General features: G+C 73.0%; 17 protein-coding genes and 1 tRNA gene. 8 read left to right on the top strand and 10 right to left on the bottom strand.

Features of this window, described 5'->3' with window-relative positions:
• Positions 1-313: 313 nt before the first annotated feature.
• Positions 314-1,144, bottom strand: coding sequence for a hypothetical protein (locus ACZ6B1_RS33060; RefSeq protein ID WP_468784456.1), 831 nt, complete (start codon positions 1,142-1,144; stop codon positions 314-316).
• A gap of 242 nt (positions 1,145-1,386) precedes the next feature.
• Between ACZ6B1_RS33060 and ACZ6B1_RS33055 the strand changes: the two genes are divergently transcribed.
• Positions 1,387-1,833 (top strand): ATP-binding protein, encoded by a 447-nt coding sequence (locus ACZ6B1_RS33055; protein ID WP_468784455.1) that lies wholly within the window; start codon positions 1,387-1,389, stop codon positions 1,831-1,833.
• Between the two features lie 102 nt (positions 1,834-1,935).
• On the opposite strand, the gene ACZ6B1_RS33050 is transcribed toward ACZ6B1_RS33055, so the two are convergent.
• Positions 1,936-3,423, bottom strand: a complete 1,488-nt coding sequence (locus ACZ6B1_RS33050; protein ID WP_468784454.1) for an aminopeptidase P family protein — start codon at positions 3,421-3,423, stop codon at positions 1,936-1,938.
• 194 nt (positions 3,424-3,617) lie between these two features.
• Positions 3,618-5,054, bottom strand: a complete 1,437-nt coding sequence (locus tag ACZ6B1_RS33045) for a PP2C family protein-serine/threonine phosphatase (RefSeq protein WP_468784453.1) — start codon at positions 5,052-5,054, stop codon at positions 3,618-3,620.
• A gap of 603 nt (positions 5,055-5,657) precedes the next feature.
• Here ACZ6B1_RS33045 and ACZ6B1_RS33040 point away from each other — a divergent pair.
• On the top strand, positions 5,658-6,323 hold the full coding sequence (locus ACZ6B1_RS33040) for a bifunctional DNA primase/polymerase (RefSeq protein WP_468784452.1): 666 nt from the start codon (positions 5,658-5,660) through the stop codon (positions 6,321-6,323).
• A 55-nt stretch (positions 6,324-6,378) separates the two neighbouring features.
• Entirely contained in the window at positions 6,379-6,993 is a 615-nt protein-coding gene (locus ACZ6B1_RS33035; RefSeq protein ID WP_468784451.1) for a hypothetical protein, read from the top strand.
• Between the two features lie 243 nt (positions 6,994-7,236).
• Here ACZ6B1_RS33035 and ACZ6B1_RS33030 read toward each other — a convergent pair whose 3' ends face one another.
• From ACZ6B1_RS33030 to ACZ6B1_RS33020, 3 genes are all read right to left on the bottom strand, one after another.
• Positions 7,237-8,202, bottom strand: coding sequence for a DUF5926 family protein (locus ACZ6B1_RS33030; protein WP_468784450.1), 966 nt, complete (start codon positions 8,200-8,202; stop codon positions 7,237-7,239).
• Positions 8,203-8,344: 142 nt separating this feature from the next.
• On the bottom strand, positions 8,345-8,983 hold the full coding sequence (locus ACZ6B1_RS33025) for an ATP-binding protein (protein WP_468784449.1): 639 nt from the start codon (positions 8,981-8,983) through the stop codon (positions 8,345-8,347).
• A 201-nt stretch (positions 8,984-9,184) separates the two neighbouring features.
• The gene (locus ACZ6B1_RS33020; RefSeq protein WP_468784448.1) at positions 9,185-10,012 is read right to left on the bottom strand and encodes a glycerophosphodiester phosphodiesterase; all 828 of its coding nucleotides are present in this window, start codon (positions 10,010-10,012) and stop codon (positions 9,185-9,187) included.
• A gap of 329 nt (positions 10,013-10,341) precedes the next feature.
• Between ACZ6B1_RS33020 and ACZ6B1_RS33015 the strand changes: the two genes are divergently transcribed.
• Both ACZ6B1_RS33015 and ACZ6B1_RS33010 read left to right on the top strand, forming a co-directional pair.
• Entirely contained in the window at positions 10,342-11,838 is a 1,497-nt protein-coding gene (locus tag ACZ6B1_RS33015) for a S1C family serine protease (protein ID WP_468784447.1), read from the top strand.
• Between the two features lie 108 nt (positions 11,839-11,946).
• Positions 11,947-12,033: transfer RNA gene (locus tag ACZ6B1_RS33010), tRNA-Ser, on the top strand.
• 74 nt (positions 12,034-12,107) lie between these two features.
• Here ACZ6B1_RS33010 and ACZ6B1_RS33005 read toward each other — a convergent pair.
• The 3 genes from ACZ6B1_RS33005 to ACZ6B1_RS32995 form a co-directional block, all read right to left on the bottom strand.
• On the bottom strand, positions 12,108-12,518 hold the full coding sequence (locus tag ACZ6B1_RS33005) for a VOC family protein (protein WP_468784446.1): 411 nt from the start codon (positions 12,516-12,518) through the stop codon (positions 12,108-12,110).
• An 85-nt stretch (positions 12,519-12,603) separates the two neighbouring features.
• Positions 12,604-13,101 (bottom strand): GNAT family N-acetyltransferase, encoded by a 498-nt coding sequence (locus tag ACZ6B1_RS33000; protein WP_468784445.1) that lies wholly within the window; start codon positions 13,099-13,101, stop codon positions 12,604-12,606.
• A gap of 99 nt (positions 13,102-13,200) precedes the next feature.
• Entirely contained in the window at positions 13,201-14,205 is a 1,005-nt protein-coding gene (locus ACZ6B1_RS32995) for an ArsR/SmtB family transcription factor (RefSeq protein WP_468784444.1), read from the bottom strand.
• A 68-nt stretch (positions 14,206-14,273) separates the two neighbouring features.
• Between ACZ6B1_RS32995 and ACZ6B1_RS32990 the strand changes: the two genes are divergently transcribed.
• The gene (locus tag ACZ6B1_RS32990; RefSeq protein ID WP_468784443.1) at positions 14,274-15,494 is read left to right on the top strand and encodes an MFS transporter; all 1,221 of its coding nucleotides are present in this window, start codon (positions 14,274-14,276) and stop codon (positions 15,492-15,494) included.
• Between the two features lie 40 nt (positions 15,495-15,534).
• Here the strand turns inward: ACZ6B1_RS32990 and ACZ6B1_RS32985 are convergent, their stop codons facing one another.
• Entirely contained in the window at positions 15,535-16,398 is an 864-nt protein-coding gene (locus ACZ6B1_RS32985; RefSeq protein WP_468784442.1) for a bifunctional DNA primase/polymerase, read from the bottom strand.
• A gap of 372 nt (positions 16,399-16,770) precedes the next feature.
• Here ACZ6B1_RS32985 and ACZ6B1_RS32980 point away from each other — a divergent pair, with 372 nt between their 5' ends.
• Both ACZ6B1_RS32980 and ACZ6B1_RS32975 read left to right on the top strand, forming a co-directional pair.
• The gene (locus tag ACZ6B1_RS32980; protein ID WP_468784441.1) at positions 16,771-17,028 is read left to right on the top strand and encodes a hypothetical protein; all 258 of its coding nucleotides are present in this window, start codon (positions 16,771-16,773) and stop codon (positions 17,026-17,028) included.
• Positions 17,029-17,351: 323 nt separating this feature from the next.
• Positions 17,352-17,909, top strand: coding sequence for a SigE family RNA polymerase sigma factor (locus tag ACZ6B1_RS32975; protein ID WP_468784440.1), 558 nt, complete (start codon positions 17,352-17,354; stop codon positions 17,907-17,909).
• The last annotated feature ends 53 nt before the right edge of the window (positions 17,910-17,962 follow it).

Genomic DNA, 17,962 nt, shown 5'->3' with positions numbered 1-17,962 from the left:
AAGTCGATGACCGCGTAGCCGCCCTTGGCCGCGGTTCCTTCGGGCTGCACGCTGACGTGCGCGAAGGCGGTGCCGGACAGGGCGAGGACGGCCGAGCCCGCGACGGCGGTGGCGGCGGCGATACGAGAAGCCTTCATGGCAGGGAGCACTCCACTTCGGGTGAGTTCCGGTGGTGATCGGGAGTACGCGTGCGCGTGGCGGTGCCGTTCGGCTGTGCCACTGGGTGAGGTGCGCACGCGCGCGCCGCGCGACGGCGGCCACTCCCGTCCGGCTCGTCCGTTTCCGGCTCCGGTGCGGTGGTGCTCGCGTCGCGTCAGGCGGCGAGGAGGAACGCGGCGGCGGGCGGGCCGCGCCGGATCACCGTGTGCTGGAGTGCGGTGGTGCGCGGGGCGGGCGGTTCGTCGCGGGCGGCGCGGCGGGCGCGCGGGCGCGGTTCGGCCGCGGGCAGCAGCCCGGCGCACAGTGCGCGGGTCAGCGCGAGCGCGGCGCGCAGCGAGCGCACGAGCGCCCCCTCGGTGACTCCGTGCGCCGACAGCTCGATCAGCCGCAGCACGGCCTGATCGCCCCGGCGCAGCAGCCAGCCGGTCACGACGGCCGCGAGGACGTGACCGAGGACCATCGGCACGGAGGGCAGCAGCGACGCCGGCGAGCCGCCGGAGCCGGCGGCCATGTGGTGCATGGCCGGCATGGTGCCCGCGGGGTCGCCCGAGGAGTCGATGAGGTGCGCGTCGAGCAGGAGCCGGTAGGCGTGCCCGGGGGTGAGCGCCGAGGCACCGGACCCGCACAGCAGCCGGGCGGCCCGCTCGACGAGCGCGCTGTCGCTCGCCGGTGTGCTCATCGGGCCCATGGACATCGCGCCCGTGCTCCCGTGCCCGCCCAGTCCGAACAGCGTGTGCAGCACGGTCTGGCCGAGTGCGAGGAGCGTGGCGATCCCGGGCAGCGAGCGCGTGCGCCCGGCGAGCGGTGCCACGAGCAGCAGGGACCCCAGGAATCCCGCGCCGAGCGTCCACAGGGGCACGCGCGCGCAGGAGGCCAGTGCGTGCCCGGCCGCGGCCAGCACGACACAGACCGCGGCGAACACCGCGGCCCGTAGCATCCGGAGCGCGGCTCCGGGGGGTGCCGTGCGGGGGTGGGGGGCAGTCATGGCGGGGTCATCATCGCACTGGACCCGCCCGCGCCCCACGGCAGGTCGCCGGATTCGGTCACCGCGGGCACGCCGCCGACCTGACCGGAAGATCCCCTTCCGCCGGAATCGGATCTTCCATACACCGTTTCCGTCCGGGTCGCATCGTCCTTATGGGCGGCGTCACGTGAACGTTGTGCTTACGGCCGGGCACGCGCGGCAATAGGTAACGGTATGTCGAGCCGCGGCCGGGAGGCTGGAGCATGAGCATCTGGTGGTCACTCCATCTGCGCCGCGAGCCCGCCAGCGTCCCGCTCGCCCGCCGGCTGCTCATCGGCACGATGGAGACCGCGGGCGTCGATCCGGACGTCTCCTTCGACCTGTCCGTCGCCCTCAGCGAGGCCTGCGCGAACGCCGTCGAGCACGGCGGGGACGGCGCGCCCGCGGGCTGCTCGGAGGCGTACCGGGTGACCGCCTACCTCGACGGCGAGAAGTGCCGTATCGAGGTGGCCGATTCGGGGCCCGGCTTCACCGTGGCCCAGGACCTCCGGCCCGCGCGCTCGGACGCGGAGCACGGCCGCGGGCTCTGTCTGATCAGGGAACTCGCCGATCACGTGCACATCGGCGGCAAGCCGGGACGGGGCGGGACCGTGGTCAGCTTCGACAAGATCCTCAAGTGGAAGAGGGATCCGTCCCTGCTCACGGCCTGACGGGAGCCGACCGGGGCCTGCTGCCGCCCGGACCCACCGGGATCGCCGATGGCCGGGCACCCCTGCGGGTGCCCGGCCATCGGCGGTGTGTGGTGCGTGCGGTCAGCCCTTCAGGGACGCCATCCACGCCTCGACCTCGTCGGAGCGGCGCGGCAGGCCCGCCGAGAGGTTCCGGTTGCCGTCCTCGGTGACGAGGATGTCGTCCTCGATGCGGACGCCGATGCCCCGGTACTCGTCCGGGACCGTCAGGTCGTCGGCCTGGAAGTACAGGCCCGGCTCGACGGTGAGGACCATGCCCGGCTCCAGGGTGCCGTCCACATAGGTCTCGGTGCGCGCGGCCGCGCAGTCGTGCACGTCCATGCCGAGCATGTGGCCCGTGCCGTGCAGCGTCCAGCGGCGCTGCAGGCCCAGCTCCAGGACGCGCTCGACCGGGCCCTCGACCAGGCCCCACTCGACGAGCCGCTCGGCGAGCACACGCTGGGCGGCATCGTGGAAGTCGCGGAACTTGGCGCCCGGCCTCACCGCCGCGATACCGGCCTCCTGGGCCTCGTACACGGCGTCGTAGATCTTCTTCTGGATCTCGCTGTAGGTGCCGTTGACGGGCAGCGTGCGCGTGACGTCGGCGGTGTACAGCGAGTGCGTCTCCACACCGGCGTCCAGCAGGAGCAGGTCGCCGGAGCGCACCGGGCCGTCGTTGCGCACCCAGTGCAGGGTGCAGGCGTGCGGGCCGGACGCGCAGATGGAGCCGTAGCCGATGTCGTTGCCCTCCACGCGCGCGCGGAGGAAGAACGTGCCCTCGATGTAGCGCTCGCTCGTCGCCTCGGCCCTGTCGAGGACCTTCACCACGTCCTCGAAGCCGCGGACCGTGGAGTCGACGGCCTTCTGCAGCTCGCCGACCTCGAACTCGTCCTTGACCAGCCGGGCCTCGGAGAGGAAGACGCGCAGCTCCTCGTCGCGCTCGGCGGTGACCTTGTCGGTCAGGGCGGCCTCGATGCCGGCGTCGTGGCCGCGCACGACCCGGACCGGGCCGGTGGCCTCGCGCAGCCGGTCGGCCAGCTCGCGCACGTCGGCGGCGGGGATGCCGTACAGCGCCTCGGACTCGGTGAGCGAGTGGCGGCGGCCCACCCACAGCTCGCCCTGGCCGGACAGCCAGAACTCGCCGTTCTCGCGGTCGGAGCGGGGCAGGAGGTAGATCGTCTCCTTGTGCCCGCCGGCGGTGGGCTCCAGGACGAGGACGCCGTCCTCGGTCTGGTTGCCGGTGAGGTAGGCGTACTCGACGGAGGCGCGGAAGGCGTACTCCGTGTCGTTCGAGCGGGTCTTCAGGTTGCCGGCGGGGACGACCAGGCGCTCGCCGGGGAAGCGCGCGGACAGCGCGGCGCGGCGGCGCGCGGTCTCGGCGGCCTGCGGAACGGGCCGCAGATCACGCATCTCCGTGTCGGCCCACCCGGACCGCATGTTCTCGGCCAGCTCGTCGGAGACGCCCGGGTACAGGCCGTTCTTCCGCTGCTTGATGGGCTCCTCGGCCTCGGCATCCGGACCCGCCGCGGTAGCGGCCTCGTCGGTGACAGCCGGGTTGAGCTCGTCGGCCACGTGATCCTCCTCGATACGCCATGTGATCTCCCCCGGGCCCGCGACGCTCCTGCTTGTGGCCGAGCGGGGACCTCCATCATCGTACGGTCGCACCGGAGGCGGACCGGGGCCGGAACGGCTGTTATGGCCGGTCATGCCAGACGGTCCGGGGCCGGCCACGCCGCGTGGCGGGCCTCAGCCGAAGCGGGCGGTGCTCAGTCGAAGCGGGCGGCGAGCAGGACCACGTCCTCCGGGCTGTCCGCCCTGTCCCGGCCGTCCGGCAGCACGGTGCGCAGCACGTGGTCGGTGACCGCCTCGGGATCGTGGCGCTGCGCGCGCGGGATGCTCGCGGCCGCCGCGTGCAGCCGGGCGAAGGCGCGGTCCATCGGGTCGCCGGTACGGTGCAGCAGCCCGTCGGTGTAGAGCAGGACGGTGTCCCCCGCCTCGGCCTGGACCTCCACGCTGGGCGCCTCCCAGCAGGCGAGCATGCCGAGCGGCGCGGAGACGGAGGTCTCGGCGAACTCGGTGCGCCGTTCGCCGATCAGCAGCGGCGGGCTGTGACCGGCACCGGCCAGGGTGACCCGGCGCAGCGCCGGTTCACAGTAGGCGAACAGCGCGGTGGCCGAGCGCGCGGGCTCGGTCAGCCGCAGCAGCAGCTCCAGGTCGGACAGCACGGCGACCGGATCCTCGCCCTCCATCACGGCGTAGGCCCGCAGGGAGGCGCGCAGCCGGCCCATGGCGGCCACCGCGCTGGGCCCGGAGCCGGTGACCGAGCCGACGGAGAGGCCGAGGGCGGCGTCGGGCAGCGGCAGCGCGTCGTACCAGTCGCCGCCGCCGCGCGGGGAGGTGCGGTGCCGGGCGGCGAGCTGGACCCCGGCCACCCGGGGCAGCCGGGACGGGAGCAGTTCCTCGGTGATGGTGGCCATGCACGCGCGCGTGCGCTCCACTTCCAGCAGCCGGGCCAGGTGCTCCGCGGCGTGCCGGACGTAGAGGCCGGCCAGGTGGCGGCGGCGCTCGTCCGGTTCGGCGGGCTCGTCGTAGAGCCACACGGCGGCGCCGAGGTGGCCGGCGGACGCGGTGGACAGGGGCAGGGCGTAGCTGGCGGCGTAGCCGAGGCGGGCGGCCACGTCGCGGTGGCGGGGGTCCAGACCGTCCTCGGCGAAGAGGTCGGGGTGGGCGATCCCGTCGTGCGCGCCGGCGGCCCGGCCGGCGTCCAGGAGGATGCCGTGGGGCAGGGCGTCACGCGGCACGGTCTCGAGGTGGCCGAGATCGGCGCGGCCGAGACCCAGGCCGGCGGTGGTGCGGGGGCCGAGTCCGTCGGCGGGTTCCAGTGCGACCAGGCCGCGGCGGGCGCCGACGAGGGCGGAACCGGCGCGCAGCAGCTCCTGGAGGGCGGGCTCGAGCGCGTTCGTCGTGGACAGGCGTTCGGTCAGTTCGTGGAGGGTCGTGAGGTCCGAGACCCAGCCGGCCAGCCGGTCCTGGAGCAGCGTCCCGGGGGCGGGGCCGGCGGGAGCCGGGGTGCTTCTGGCCGGAAGCGCGGCGTCCGGGGCGTGGGCGGCGTCCGGGGCGGGGGGTGCGGGCGCGACAGTGTGTGCGGGTGTGGGAACCGTTGGATCGATTCCAGCCACTTTCGGAGGATGGGGGGCGTTCATGGCGTCCGGCCTTCAGACCGGTGCGTATTGCTCAGAAGCATCGCAAACCCCCATGTCATTCTGCACCGCTAGCAGTGTCTCCACATGTACACGCACTCGTGAGGGGATGTCCAGCATTGTCCTGCGGGGATTCCTGGTGTCCATGGGTTTGAAGTGGCTTTCTCTCGAAACCCTTGCCTTACTGCCAAGTTGGCCTAAAACTGCCTCGGGTAACGGCTCTTTGCGGTCGACTGGCGTCGTTCCACGGAGCGTCACAACGGTCGTGATGGGTACGTACTCGATGAAGGCCAGGGGTGGTTGGGGGCCACCCGGAACCTGGCGCCGGACCCGGACGTCATAACCATCGACGGCCGAGCCCCATCCTCCCGTGGCGGAGGCGGAGAGAAACACGCGCGACGGCAAAACGCCATACTTCGCCACCCCGCGCCGCACCCGTGCTTCCGATGGACGCACTGAGGAAGCGGCCGACGACCGACCCCTGGGGTCCCCCTGCCGTGCGCAGGGGTGTGATGCGCCAACAGGTACGCACAGTGCAGTGATCGACACATGGTGTGATGTGGTCCACGGTGTTGCCAGCGGTGCAACGGAAAGGAACGAGCGCTCATGCGCGAGATCCTCGGAAGGCGACGCAGGCTCCTGTCCAGGCGGAACGACGGGAGGCCTGAGCTGATCAGCGCGGCCCTGACCTTCGCGACGGAATGGCAGTGGCCGGTACTCCCGGGTGTGGCCCCGGACCCGCAGGGCCGGGCCCGCTGCGCCTGCCCGGACCCGGAGTGCACGGTGCCCGGCGCCCACCCCTTCGACCCCGGTCTGCTCGCGGCCACCACCGACGCGCGCATGGTGCGCTGGTGGTGGGCCAACCGGCCGGGCGCGCCGATCGTCCTCGCCACCGGAGGCGCGGCGCCCTGCGCGGTCAGCCTGCCGGCGCCGGCGGCGGCCCGCGCCCTCGACCTGCTCGACCGGCGGGGCATGCGCCTCGGTCCGGTGGTCGCCTCGCCCACCCGCTGGGCGGTGCTCGTCAAGCCGTACTCCATGGAGCAGCTCGGCGAACTGCTCTACGCCAAGGACTTCGTGCCCGGTTCCCTGCGTTTCCACGGGGAGGGCGGCTACATCGCCCTGCCGCCGTCCGAGACCGGTCAGGGTGCGGTCCGCTGGGAGCGTGCCCCGCTGCCCGGGTCGGCCTCGCCCTGGGTGCCCGACGTGGAGGCGGTGGTGGACGCCGTGGTCGACGCCCTCACTCGTACGGGTGTGAGCGCACCCGAGTTGTAGGAGTGTCCGGCGCGGACACGGCTTCCGCCCGCCCGCGATCGTTATCTTCCGCTACATGCTGCGCATTTCTGGGGGCAACCGCACGCGGTCGCCGCACCGCGGCGGGCCGGACTCCCGAAGGCTCCGTCTGCTCGCCCTGGCGGGCATCGTGGTGGCCGTGCTCGCCCTGCCGCTCGCCGTGGCGTCCACGGGACAGGTGGGCGACGCCGCGGCGCCCCGGCGGGCGGGCGGCCGGGACGTCGCCGGTGCGCCGGCGGGCGGCGACGCGAAGATGCCCTCCGTGGCCCCCTCGCGCTCGCCCCTGCTGCTCGGCCTGGGGCTGGCCACCGCGGCCCGCTGCGGGCCGGAACTCTCCTCCTCGGAGGGTGTCGAGGCGCAGACCTGTGTGCTGACCCAGGGCGAGGACACCTGGGCGCGCACCTACTACCGCAACGCCACCGGCGAGGCCATGGACCCCGTGCTGAGCATGATGGGACCCGGCGGCCGGACCGTGCAGATCCACTGCGCCGCCGGCTCCGACGACGAGCCCGCCACCTGCGAGACACCCCGTGAGCACACCCGGGGCGCGCCGGACGCCTACACGGCCGTCACCGAGTTCGCCATGCGCGGCTCCGACGAGCCGCTGCTGCTGCGCTCGGGCAGCAACTCCGAACTGACGGACGGCAGTTGACGCACAGCGGCGTACTGTCCACCGGACGCGGACATGGAAAGGCCCGGTTGCTGGCGACGGGGGATGCACCAGCAACCGGGCTACTGGAACGGTAACAAGAGATCGGCGGTTCGCAAATTCGATCTCGGCTATTCGGACACCGATTCCACCGGCGCGCCGGGCAGTTGTGACAGGAGTCACCTGATGCCGGTTCCGTCTCACGGCTGACCGGTCGGTCAGCCGTGAGACGGGCGCCGCGGCACGTCAGCTGAGCGTGACCTGCCGGTTGGTCAGTCCGCCGCGGGCCCGGCGCTCCTCGGGGGTGAGCGGCTCCCCGGACGCGAGGGCGGCGGCGAGCCGCTCGGCGAACTCGGCGGCCGGCTTCTCCACGTCCTCGGCCGTGACCCCGCTCGGCAGGTCCCAGACCGGCACCGTGAGCCCGTGAGCACGGAAGGAGCCCACCAGCCGGGTGCCCTCACCGAGGCTGGACCGGCCCGCCGCGTGCAGCCGGGCGAGAGCGTCCAGAAGCTGCTCCTCCGGATGCGGCATGACCCAGCGCAGGTGGTTCTTCTCCGGGGTCTCGCACCAGTAGGCGGCGTCCACGCCGGACAGCTTCACGGTCGGGATGGCGGCGGCGTTGGCCCGCTCGAGGGAGGCGGCCACCTCCGGCGTGGCGTTCTCCGCGTCCGGCACCCAGAACTCGAAGCCACTGTGCACGACCGGCTCGAACGGGCCTTCCGGGTCGAGCAGTTCCTGCAGCCTGGGGCCGTCGGCGGGCGCGCGGCGGCCCTCCACGGGCGAGCCCGGCGCCGCGTCGAGCGCGCGCCGGAGGGTGTCGGCGAGGTCGCGGCTGATGTCACCGGAGGGGGTGTCGTTCTGCAGGCCGAGCAGGACCGAGCCGTCGTCGCGGCGCAGCGCCGGCCAGGCCATCGGCAGCACCGTGGCCAGCGTGACGGAGGGGACGCCCTCGGGCAGGCCGCCGGCGAGGGTCAGCTCGACGGTGGCGGCCGGCACCAGCTCGCGCAGCGCCACCCAGTCGCACTCGCCCGGCAGCCCCTCGAACGGGCGGCGCACCAACTCGGTCACGGCGTGCGCGGCGGCCCGGCCGTGACAGGCCTTGTAGCGCCGGCCGCTGCCGCAGGGGCAGGGCTCGCGGGCGCCGACCACCGGGATGTCCCCGTTTGCCTGCTGCGGGCGCTTGGCCTTCGTCTGGGGTCGCTTCTTGGCCATCGTGGGGTCTCCCGGTTACGGCTCGTCTGGTACGGGCGGGAGCCTAGCCGTTCGCGCCCTGACCCACGGGAACCTGTGGACAACGGACACGCGGTCGACGCCGACGGCGTACGGCCGTGGCCCGCCCGACGGGTCGCGCGGCTCAGCCCAGTTCGTCGAACGCGTCCGCGAAGTCCAGTTCGGCCATGGCCGGAACCGGGGACGGGGTGACGCGCGTAGCGAAACCCCCGCGCCGGCACCCGGCGTCCGGATCATGAACGTCCTCGTGGACCACGACCCAGACCGTCACCTCGCCCTGGGTGTCGTCCCGGACACCCCAGTCGTCGGCGAGCGCCGTGATGATGTTCAGCCCTCGGCCGCCGTGCGCGGTGACCGACGGAGTGGCCGGGGCCGGGCGGGTCGGGCCGCCGCCGTCCGTCACCTCGACGATGAGCCGTCCGCTCGCGTCCACCTTCCACGCGGCGCGCACGGCGCCGTCCCCGGCCGGGGCCTCCCCGAGCGGCCGCCCGTGTTTGCAGGCGTTGCTCAGGAGTTCGGAAAGGATCAGTACGGCATCGTCGACGACCGACTCCGACACCCCGCCGCTGCGCAGTTGCGCACGCATCCGGTGTCTCGCCTTCCCCACGCCCGCAGGGCCATGGGGAACGGCCATGCTCGACGACGTGGGCACCTCCTGTGCCACCACCAACGCCACCCCCGAGACCTCCTTCGCCCCACGCCACGGTGTGGATGCCCCAATGGCCTGTACCGGAAACCGGCCAGTCCTCTTCCGCTGACGCATTCGCAACGTCTGCACAGACGACGAATACGCCGGAGCACTCCCTGTGACGGGCCGGTCACTCTATGGCTGGATCTCGTGGATGTGGCCGAGAATGGAGGATGCTGCAGCACTCCGCCCGGGGTCAAGGGGTGCGCACCGCTCCTTACCCGGCTTTTGTGTCCCGCGTGGGACGGCCGTGCCGGGGCCTGGGCGCCCTTCCGCTCAGCGGCCCAGCCGGGACAGCACCGCGCGCGGGCGGTTGGTGATGATGGCGTCGACGCCCAGTCCGACGCACAGATCGACGTCCGCCGGCTCGTTCACGGTCCACACGTGGACCTGGTGGCCGGCTCGTTTCAGCCGTTCCACATACGCCGGGTGGCTGCGCAGGATGCGGATCGAGGGGCCCGCGATGCGCACGCCCGCCGGGAGCCGCCCGTCGCGCAGCCGCGGCGAGACGAACTGCATCAGGTAGACCGCCGGCAGCGTCGGCGCCGCGGCGTGCACCCGGTGCAGCGAGCGCGCCGAGAAGCTCATGATCCGGACCGGCGACTCGGCGGCCGAGGCCGGCGCGTCCAGCCCGAACCGTTTCAGCAGGTGCAGCAGCCGCTCCTCGACCTGGCCCGCCCAGCGCGTGGGGTGCTTGGTCTCGATGGCCAGCTCCACCCGCCGCCCGGAGTCCGCGACCAGCTCGAGCAGCCGTTCCAGGGTGAGCACGGAGGTGTCCGCCGGGTCCTCCGGCCGGTGCTCCCAGTCGGGCTCCTCGTCCCGTCCGCGCCAGGCCTCGCGGGTCTTCCAGGAGCCGAAGTCCAGGGCGGCGAGATCGGCCAGCTCCAGCGCGGAGACGGCCCCGCGGCCGTTGGAGGTCCGATTCACCCGGCGGTCGTGGACGCAGACCAGATGACCGTCGGCGGTGAGCCGTACGTCGCACTCGAGGGCGTCCGCCCCCTCCTCGATCGCCTTCTTGTACGCGGCCAGGGTGTGCTCCGGCGCGTCCTCGGAGGCCCCCCGGTGGGCGACGACCTGGATGGTGTGGTGTGGTGCGTGGGTCACCGCGTCATGGTGCCACCGACGCGGGGTACACGGGGGCGGCACCGGTCGGTCCGTGCGGCGAACGGTGGCATCCGTTCTGTACCTCGGTCAAACTTTTGCGAGAAAGATCCTATATAAAGAGTGGCCCTGGACCCACAGCCACCGCTTATGGTGCTCTGACGGCCCATGGGAAAAGCTGACCGCATACAAGAGGAACACCGAAACATGCGCAGCTGTCGCACCGGGCCCACGTCGCACGGGCGACCGGCGTGCACGCCACGACGAGCGTGCCTGAGCGAGTGTGTCCGAGTGCGACCTGGAACAACAGCCGTGGATCGAGGAGAAGAGCTGTGAGCACCGAGAACGAGGGCAACGCGGTACCCCCGGCCCCGTCCGCACCTCCCGTGCCGGTGGCATCTCCCGCTGCTTCCCCGCAGGGCTCCGCGCCCGACGGGGGCGCGCCGACGACTCCGCTGCCGCCGGTGCCCCAGGGCACCCCGGGCGCCCCGGAGCAGTACCCGGCACCCGCGGCGCAGAGCCCCGTGGGCCCGCCGCACGGGGCTCCCGGCCCCGCCCCCGACGCCCACCAGCCCTACGGCGCTCCCGCCGCCCCCGCCGCCGACGGTTCCTGGCCGCCGCCCACCGCCACGCCCGCCTACGGCGACGGCGGCTCCGGCGGGGCGGGCGCGGGCTGGGGCTCGTCGTACCAGCAGCCCGCCCCCAAGCCCCGCAACGGGCGCGGCGGGCTGGTCGCCGCGGTCCTGGTGGCCGCGCTGGTCGCGGGCGGCCTGGGCGGCGGAATCGGCTACACCCTGGCCAGGGACAACGACGGTGCCGGTTCCACCACCGTGTCCGCCTCCGACGGCGCCTCCCAGATCAAGCGCGCCCCCGGCACCATCGCCAGCGTGGCCTCCAAGGCACTGCCGAGCACGGTCACCATCGAGGCGGAGAGCACCAGCGGCGAGGGCGGCACGGGCACCGGGTTCGTCTTCGACACCCAGGGCCACATCGTCACCAACAACCACGTGGTGGCCGACGCGGTGGACGGCGGCAAGCTCTCCGCCACGTTCCCGGACGGCAGGAAGTACGACGCCGAGGTCGTCGGGCACGCCCAGGGGTACGACGTCGCCGTCATCAAGCTGAAGAACGCCCCCTCCGACCTCAAGCCGCTCGCACTCGGCGACTCCGACAAGGTGGCCGTCGGCGACGAGACCATCGCCATCGGCGCCCCCTTCGGGCTGTCCAACACGGTCACCACGGGCATCATCAGTGCCAAGAACCGCCCGGTGGCCTCCAGCGACGGCAGCTCCTCCAGCAAGGCGTCCTACATGAGCGCCCTGCAGACCGACGCCTCGATCAACCCCGGCAACTCGGGCGGCCCGCTGCTGAACGCCTCCGGCGCGGTGATCGGCATCAACTCGGCGATCCAGTCCAGCAGCAGCGGCGGCTTCGGCTCCGGCCAGTCCGGTTCGATCGGCCTCGGCTTCGCGATCCCGATCAACCAGGCCAAGTACGTCGCCCAGCAGCTGATCAAGAGCGGCAAGCCGGTCTACGCCAAGATCGGCGCCTCCGTGTCCCTGGAGGACTCCACGGCCGGTGCGAAGATCACCGACCAGGGCGCCTCCGGCTCCGCCGCGGTCGAGTCCGGCGGTCCGGCCGACAAGGCCGGCCTGAAGCCCGGCGACGTCATCACCAAGCTCGACGACCACGTGATCGACAGCGGCCCCACCCTGATCGGCGAGATCTGGACCCACAAGCCCGGCGACAAGGTCACGATCACCTACAAGCGGGGCGGCCAGGAGCACACGGTGGACCTCACCCTGGGCTCCCGGGCGGGCGACAGCTGACGCTTGCGCAGAGGGTGCCGCGCGGGAACCGGCGGCACCCCGGTGTACCCACGCCCCCGCGGCGGCCCGGTAATGTGTACGCGCGCCGCCGATCACGGGCGGCCGCGGGGAGGCGTGCCCGAGCGGCCTAAGGGAACGGTCTTGAAAACCGTCGTGGCAGCGATGTCACCGTGGGTTCAAATCCCACCGCCTCCGCACGATGAGCAATACGGCCTCCGACCAGAGCTGATGGTCGGGGGCCGTCGTGCTGGGGCAGGGCGCGGACCCGCTCACGCGGGCAGGTTCAGTTGCCAGGAGACGCCGAACCGGTCGTTGACCCAGCCGAATCTGGTGCTGAAGCCATGGTTTCCCAGCGGCATGAGCGCGGTGCCCTGCTCGACGAGGGCCGCGTAGAGCCGGTCGATCTCGGCCTCGTTCTCGCACTGCACGAAGAGGGAGATCGCGGGTGTGAAGGTGAAGCCGTGTTTCACGGGGCTGTCGATGCACATGAACTGCCCGCCGGCCAGCGAGAACGTCGCGTGCTGCACACTTCCGTCCTCGCCGGGGCCGTCGGCACCGTAGCGGGTGATGCTGACGATCTCCGCGTCGTCGAAGAGCGAGGTGTAGAAGGTCATCGCGTCCTCCGCGTTCCCCTCGAACATCAGGAACGTGGTGATCTTCTGGGACGTCACGATCTGCATGCCGGTTGCTCCTTCGGCGCTGCCGGGTGTCGACGCGTGGCCACGTTAGCGCCGGGAGCGGTGCGAGAGGGCTGCCCGCCGCGCCCTATCCGCGGGTTTCCAGGTCGTGGTACATGACATGCAGGCCGACCGGGCCCAGCGCCGGATGCCGGAACGCGCCGGGAACGGTGCCGATGACGGAGAACCCGAGACGTTCGTACAGCCTGAGTGCCGGTGCGTTGGAGGCGGCGACGGCGTTGAACTGCACGCCGGCGAATCCGCGGCCGCGCGCCCAGTCCAGCAGGTACTCGCCCAGAGCCCGGCCGACGCCCCGGCCGCGTGCTTCCGGCGCGACCATGAAGTTTCCGCTGGCGAAGTGCGAACCAGGGCCCGGCCGGTTGGGATACATGTTGGAGGTGCCGATCACGCGCCCGTCCTCCACCGCCACCACGACGTGCCCCGGCGGCGGTACCACCCACAGATCGCGCGCCTGCGTCTCGGTCTGGAGCGGGTCGTAGCAGAAGGTGTCCCCTTTGCGGATGATCTGCTCGATGAGCGGCCAGGCCCGCGGCCAGTCACTTTCCTCGAAAGTCCGAATCTCCATCTGCGCGAGGCTAGCCAGCGGTGGGTTCGCGTTCTATCGGTTATTCGCCGGGACCGGAGGCCGGCCCCCTGTCCGGCACCACGCTGGGCGGGGTGCTCTTCAACGCGTGGGACCGACGGGCCCGAGCGCGTCGGCACCGGCACCCGAGGCCTCCAGGAGCACCTCGCCGGCCGCCGTCCGCACGTACAGCACCGAGCGGCCGGCCCGGCGCCGTTCCACCAGGCCCGCGTCCCGCAGCACCCGCAGGTGCCGGCCCACCGATCCCAGGCCCTGGCCGGTCACGGCGACCAGTTGGGTCGTGCTCATCGGAGTGCCCAGCAGGACCAGGAGCCCGGCGCGGGCGGTTCCGACCAGCGCGTGGAGGCCGGCCGGGACGGGCCGGTGGCCGTGGTCCTCGGCGAGCACCCCGAGACACGGGTAGACGACGGCGTACCGCTCCCGTCCCTCCCACGACACCCACCCGGTCCTCGGCGTCACCGGCATGAACAGCAACTCGGCGCCCGTCGCGATCTCCCGCGGCGGATAGGCGTTCAGGTTGACCTGGAACCTGCTCTCCCCGAGCCACCGCGTCCCCGGGCGGAGCGAGTCCAGCACGGCCGCCCAGCCGCCCTGGCCGACCCGCGCGGTCCGCGCGGCCACATCGGCCTCCAGGACCCGCCGTCTGCGCTGCCAGTGCGGTCGTACGGTCTCCTCCCACACGTACGTCAGGAGCGCGGCCGCCCGTTCCGGAAGGTCGTCCCGTTCCAGGGCGCCCGGCAGCGGTCCCCGCAGGGACACGCGGAGGTCGGCGCGCGCATCCCCGGCACCGGCCGCCCGCACCCGGGCCACGGTCTGTTCGAAGCTCTCCCCCACGCACGAGGTGGGGCAGAAGAAGTCGGCGATCCAGGACGTGCCGAGGGCGGCCCGCACGAGCGGCTCGGCCACCGGGTCGGCCGCCAGGCGCGCGCGGTAGCCGGGCAGGTGCGCGCGCAGCCAGGTCTCCTCGCCCGGATGGGCACCGGTCCCCGCGTGCAGCAGTTTCAGGCTCGCGAAGGTCTCGGCGAACGGCGAGAGCACGAACCGGCTGCGGGCGAGGGTGTCGGTGTCGATCTGCCACAAGCCCATGCGTACGACCTTTCGCGTGTCGGCGAAACAGTAAACACGGCCGCCCGGCAGCCCCGAGACTCTGCCGCATGCGCAGCTACCGGACCCTGTTCCGCACCCCGGAGTTCACCCCCTTCCTGCTCTCCTTCGCCGGTTCCGCCGCGGCCCAGACGATCGGTGCCCTGGCCCTCGGCACGCTGGTCTTCCGGGCCACGGGCTCCCCGCTCCTGTCGGCGGTGAGCATGTTCGGTCCACAGCTCGCGCAGCTGGTGGGGGCCACGTTCCTGCTCTCGGGCGCCGACCGGCTGCCCCCGCGCGCGATCCTGACCGGCCTCTCCCTCGTCTTCGCGGCGGGTACGGCGGTGCTGGCGCTGCCCGGTCTGCCGGTCCGGGCGGTCCTCGCGGTCGTACTGCTGCAGGGCCTGGTCGCGTCGCTCGGTGGCGGGGTGCGCGGGGGACTGCTGAACGACATCCTGTCCAAGGACGGCTATGTCCTGGGCCGTTCGGTCTACAACATGCTCTGGGGCCTGACCCAGGTCGCCGGTTTCGCCACCGGCGGCGCACTGCTGGCGGTGCTGTCCCCGCGGGCCTGCCTGCTCCTCGCGGCCGCGCTGTACCTGATGTCGGCCCTCGTCAGCCGTCTGGGACTCACGGCCCGTCCACCGCGCTCCGCCGGCCGCCCGTCGCTCTCGGCGACCTGGCGCACCAACGCCCTGCTGTGGTCCTCCCGCTCCCGCCGCCTCACCTACCTGGGCCTGTGGGTCCCCAACGGGCTGATCGTGGGCAGCGATTCGCTCTACGTCTCCTACGCCCCCGCGGCCGCGGGCACGCTGTACGCGTGCGGGGCGCTGGGCATGTTCCTGGGCGACATGGCGGTGGGCCGCCTGGTGCCGCCCGCGGTGCGCCCCCGGCTCGCGACCCCGTTGCGCCTGCTGCTGGCGGTGCCCTACCTGTTCTTCGTCCTGCGGCCCGGAGCGGCGCTGTCGGCCGTGGCCGCCGCGGTCGCCTCCGTCGGCTTCGCCGCCAGCCTGGTCCTGCAGGAACGCCTGATGTCCCTCACCCCCGACGAGCTCACCGGCCAGGCCCTCGGCCTGCACGCCACCGGCATGGCCGCCCTGCAGGGCGTCGGCGCGGCCCTCGCGGGCACGCTGGCCCAACTGACCTCCCCGGCCACGGCGATGACGCTGATGGCGGCCGGATCGGTCACCGTGACCCTGGTCCTCGCCGCGCTGGGCGGGCGGCGGGAACGACAGCCGGCCGTCCCCGGTATGCGTCCGGAGGCCCGGCCGGAACCCGCCGCCACGGACTAGGACCGGCCCCGGGCGCGGTGGCCGGCGGACCGGGCGGCCGTCAGGGCCGGTGGCCCGTCATGCGGGCCGCCGAGGCGATCGTCGCGCGGGCCTCGCGTTCGGTCAGGCCGGTGTCGACGGCCGCTTCGATGAGGGGGGCCAGCAGGGCGGGGCCGATGCCGTTCTCGTAGGCGCGGCAGGCCGCCCAGAACAGGCGGGTGTTGCGCTGGCCCTCGTGTGCGGTGAGCACGAAGTGGATCAGGCCCCGCCCGTGCTCGCCCGCCGACGGCGCCGGGTGCGCCGAGCGTGGCGGGGGCAGGAGCAGGCGCAGCAGGGCCGGCGGGCAGGCGGCGGGACCCAGGCGGGCGGTCCCCGGGGCGGTCGCGTACACGCCGCGGTCGGTGCGGGAACCCGGGCCGACGAGGTAGCCGCCGGCGCCCCGGATGTCGATGCCGGGGGCGAGCCGGCCGGCGGAGTTGGGGACGATGACGTCCGGCGGCCCGCTCAGCCACAGGTGGCGCCCGCCGCTCGGGGTGATCACCACGACGGTCTCGGGGATCGTGAACAGGTGCCGCAGGGCCAGTTCGCGCAGCGCGGCCGAGGAGTCGGTGCCCGTCTTGGTGTCGAGGTCGACGCCGATCAGGTGGTGCGGGGGCAGCCCGCAGGCGATGCCGTAGCCGCCGGCCCAGGGTGCGGCGGCGAACAGCTCGCGGATACGGGCGGGGTCGGTGGACGCGTCGTACACGCCGTGCCCGAAACGGCCGCACTCGCCGTGGCAGGAGGTGGGACCGGGGTCGTCGTGGTGGGGGGAGCGCAGGGCCGGGAGCTTGCTCCGGGACAGGGGGATGACGGCCAGTCCGCGTTCGGCGGCTGACAGGGCGTGTGCGAGGGCCAGCGTCGTGGCCTGCCGGTCGGTGGTGGCCATGGCTCCATGTTCGTACGTGCGTTCGAAAAAGGAAAGGGGTGGCCGCTGCGGCGCCCCCGGAGGGGGTGGTTCGGCCGGACATGGGCGGAACGATTCACCCCTTGCGCGGCTCGGGAAGTGGAACGCCCGTGCCCCGGACCGGTGTGGCGCGAGGCGGCGAAAGGTGGCGAAAGGGTTTTATCGACATGTCATCACGCTTGCGTGCGAATGACGGCTTCCGGGGTGGTTCGTCGGGATTCGGTGGGCAAGTCTGGATGCGCGACGTCGTTCATGACAGCCGAGGCGGTCGGCCAACCGCTTTGGCGCAAGCCGTACTTCTTCACGGACCTCCGGCCGCATCGGCCGGTGGGTGCCCGGTTCTGGAGGGACAACATGGCAAGTATCCGTACCGCCCGCGTTCTAGCCGCCGTCTCCGCACTACCGCTCGCAGCCGCCCTCTTCACCGGCGTCGCGGGTGCGGACAACGGCGCCCTCGCGGGCGACGGATCGACCGCCGGGGTGGCGAGCCTCGCCGGCAGCGGCGTCGGCGGCGACAACGGCGGGAACGTCGCACAGATCAACGGTTCCGAGCTCACGTCCCTTCAGCAGGGCGCGGAGAGCGTGGCCTTCCACTTCACCCCGCTGTGGTGAGCCGGGGGCGGGGGCCCTTGTGGTGAGGGTCCCCGCGGGGTGTGCTTCGGAATCGTAGGACGGCTGCGCGGCGGTGCTTCGGCGTCGCCGCGCAGTCGTTTCCCGGTTCGCGGGCCCCGGTGGCGGCCGTGCCCGGGGCGCCTGTTCCGGGGCTGATCCCGGCGGCCCGCGGGCGGGTCCTCAGGGGAGAACCCGCAGAGGACGTCATCCCGCGGTCCACCTTCAGGAGGTGTGGACGGCCCCGCCCCTACAACCTGAGGGGGACGCGGCATCGGGACCTGGGGCCGATCCGCGGGCGGCCGGTCCGCTCCTAGCGTGGAGCCATGACCACACCCGTCTGCACCAGCGCCTCGGTCGCCGCCGCACCGGCGCGGCAGACCCACTCGTTCCCGTCGTTCGCGTCGTACGTGCGGGCCCGCCGGCCGGTGCTGCTGCGCACCGCGCGGTCGCTGACCGCCAACCCGAGCGATGCCGAGGACCTGCTGCAGACCGCGCTGACCAAGACCTATGTCGCCTGGGAGCGGATCGAGGACCACCGGGCGCTGGACGGCTACGTGCGCCGGGCGCTGCTGAACACCCGTACCTCGCAGTGGCGCAAGCGCAGGGTGGACGAGTTCGTCTGTGACGAACTGCCCGAACCCGAGCCCGTGGCCGGCGCGGGGGACCCGGCCGAGCGGCAGGCGCTGCGCGACGCCATGTGGCGGGCGATCACCAGACTGCCCGCGCGCCAGCGGGCGATGGTCGTCCTCAGGTACTACGAGGACCTCAGTGAGGCCCAGACGGCCGAGGTGCTCGGCGTCTCGGTGGGCACGGTGAAGTCGGCGGTCTCCCGGGCCCTGGGCAAGCTGCGCGAGGACCCCGAGCTGGGCCTGGTCCGCTAGGGCCTCTCGTTCGGATCAGTCCGGTCGCGGAGGACCCTGGGTCCCGTCGTCAA

It is taken from the genome of Streptomyces sp. NPDC041129 (genome assembly GCF_055592265.1).
The sequence above is the reverse complement of the archived record's forward strand: the minus strand, read 5'-3'. Positions and strand labels throughout refer to the sequence as shown.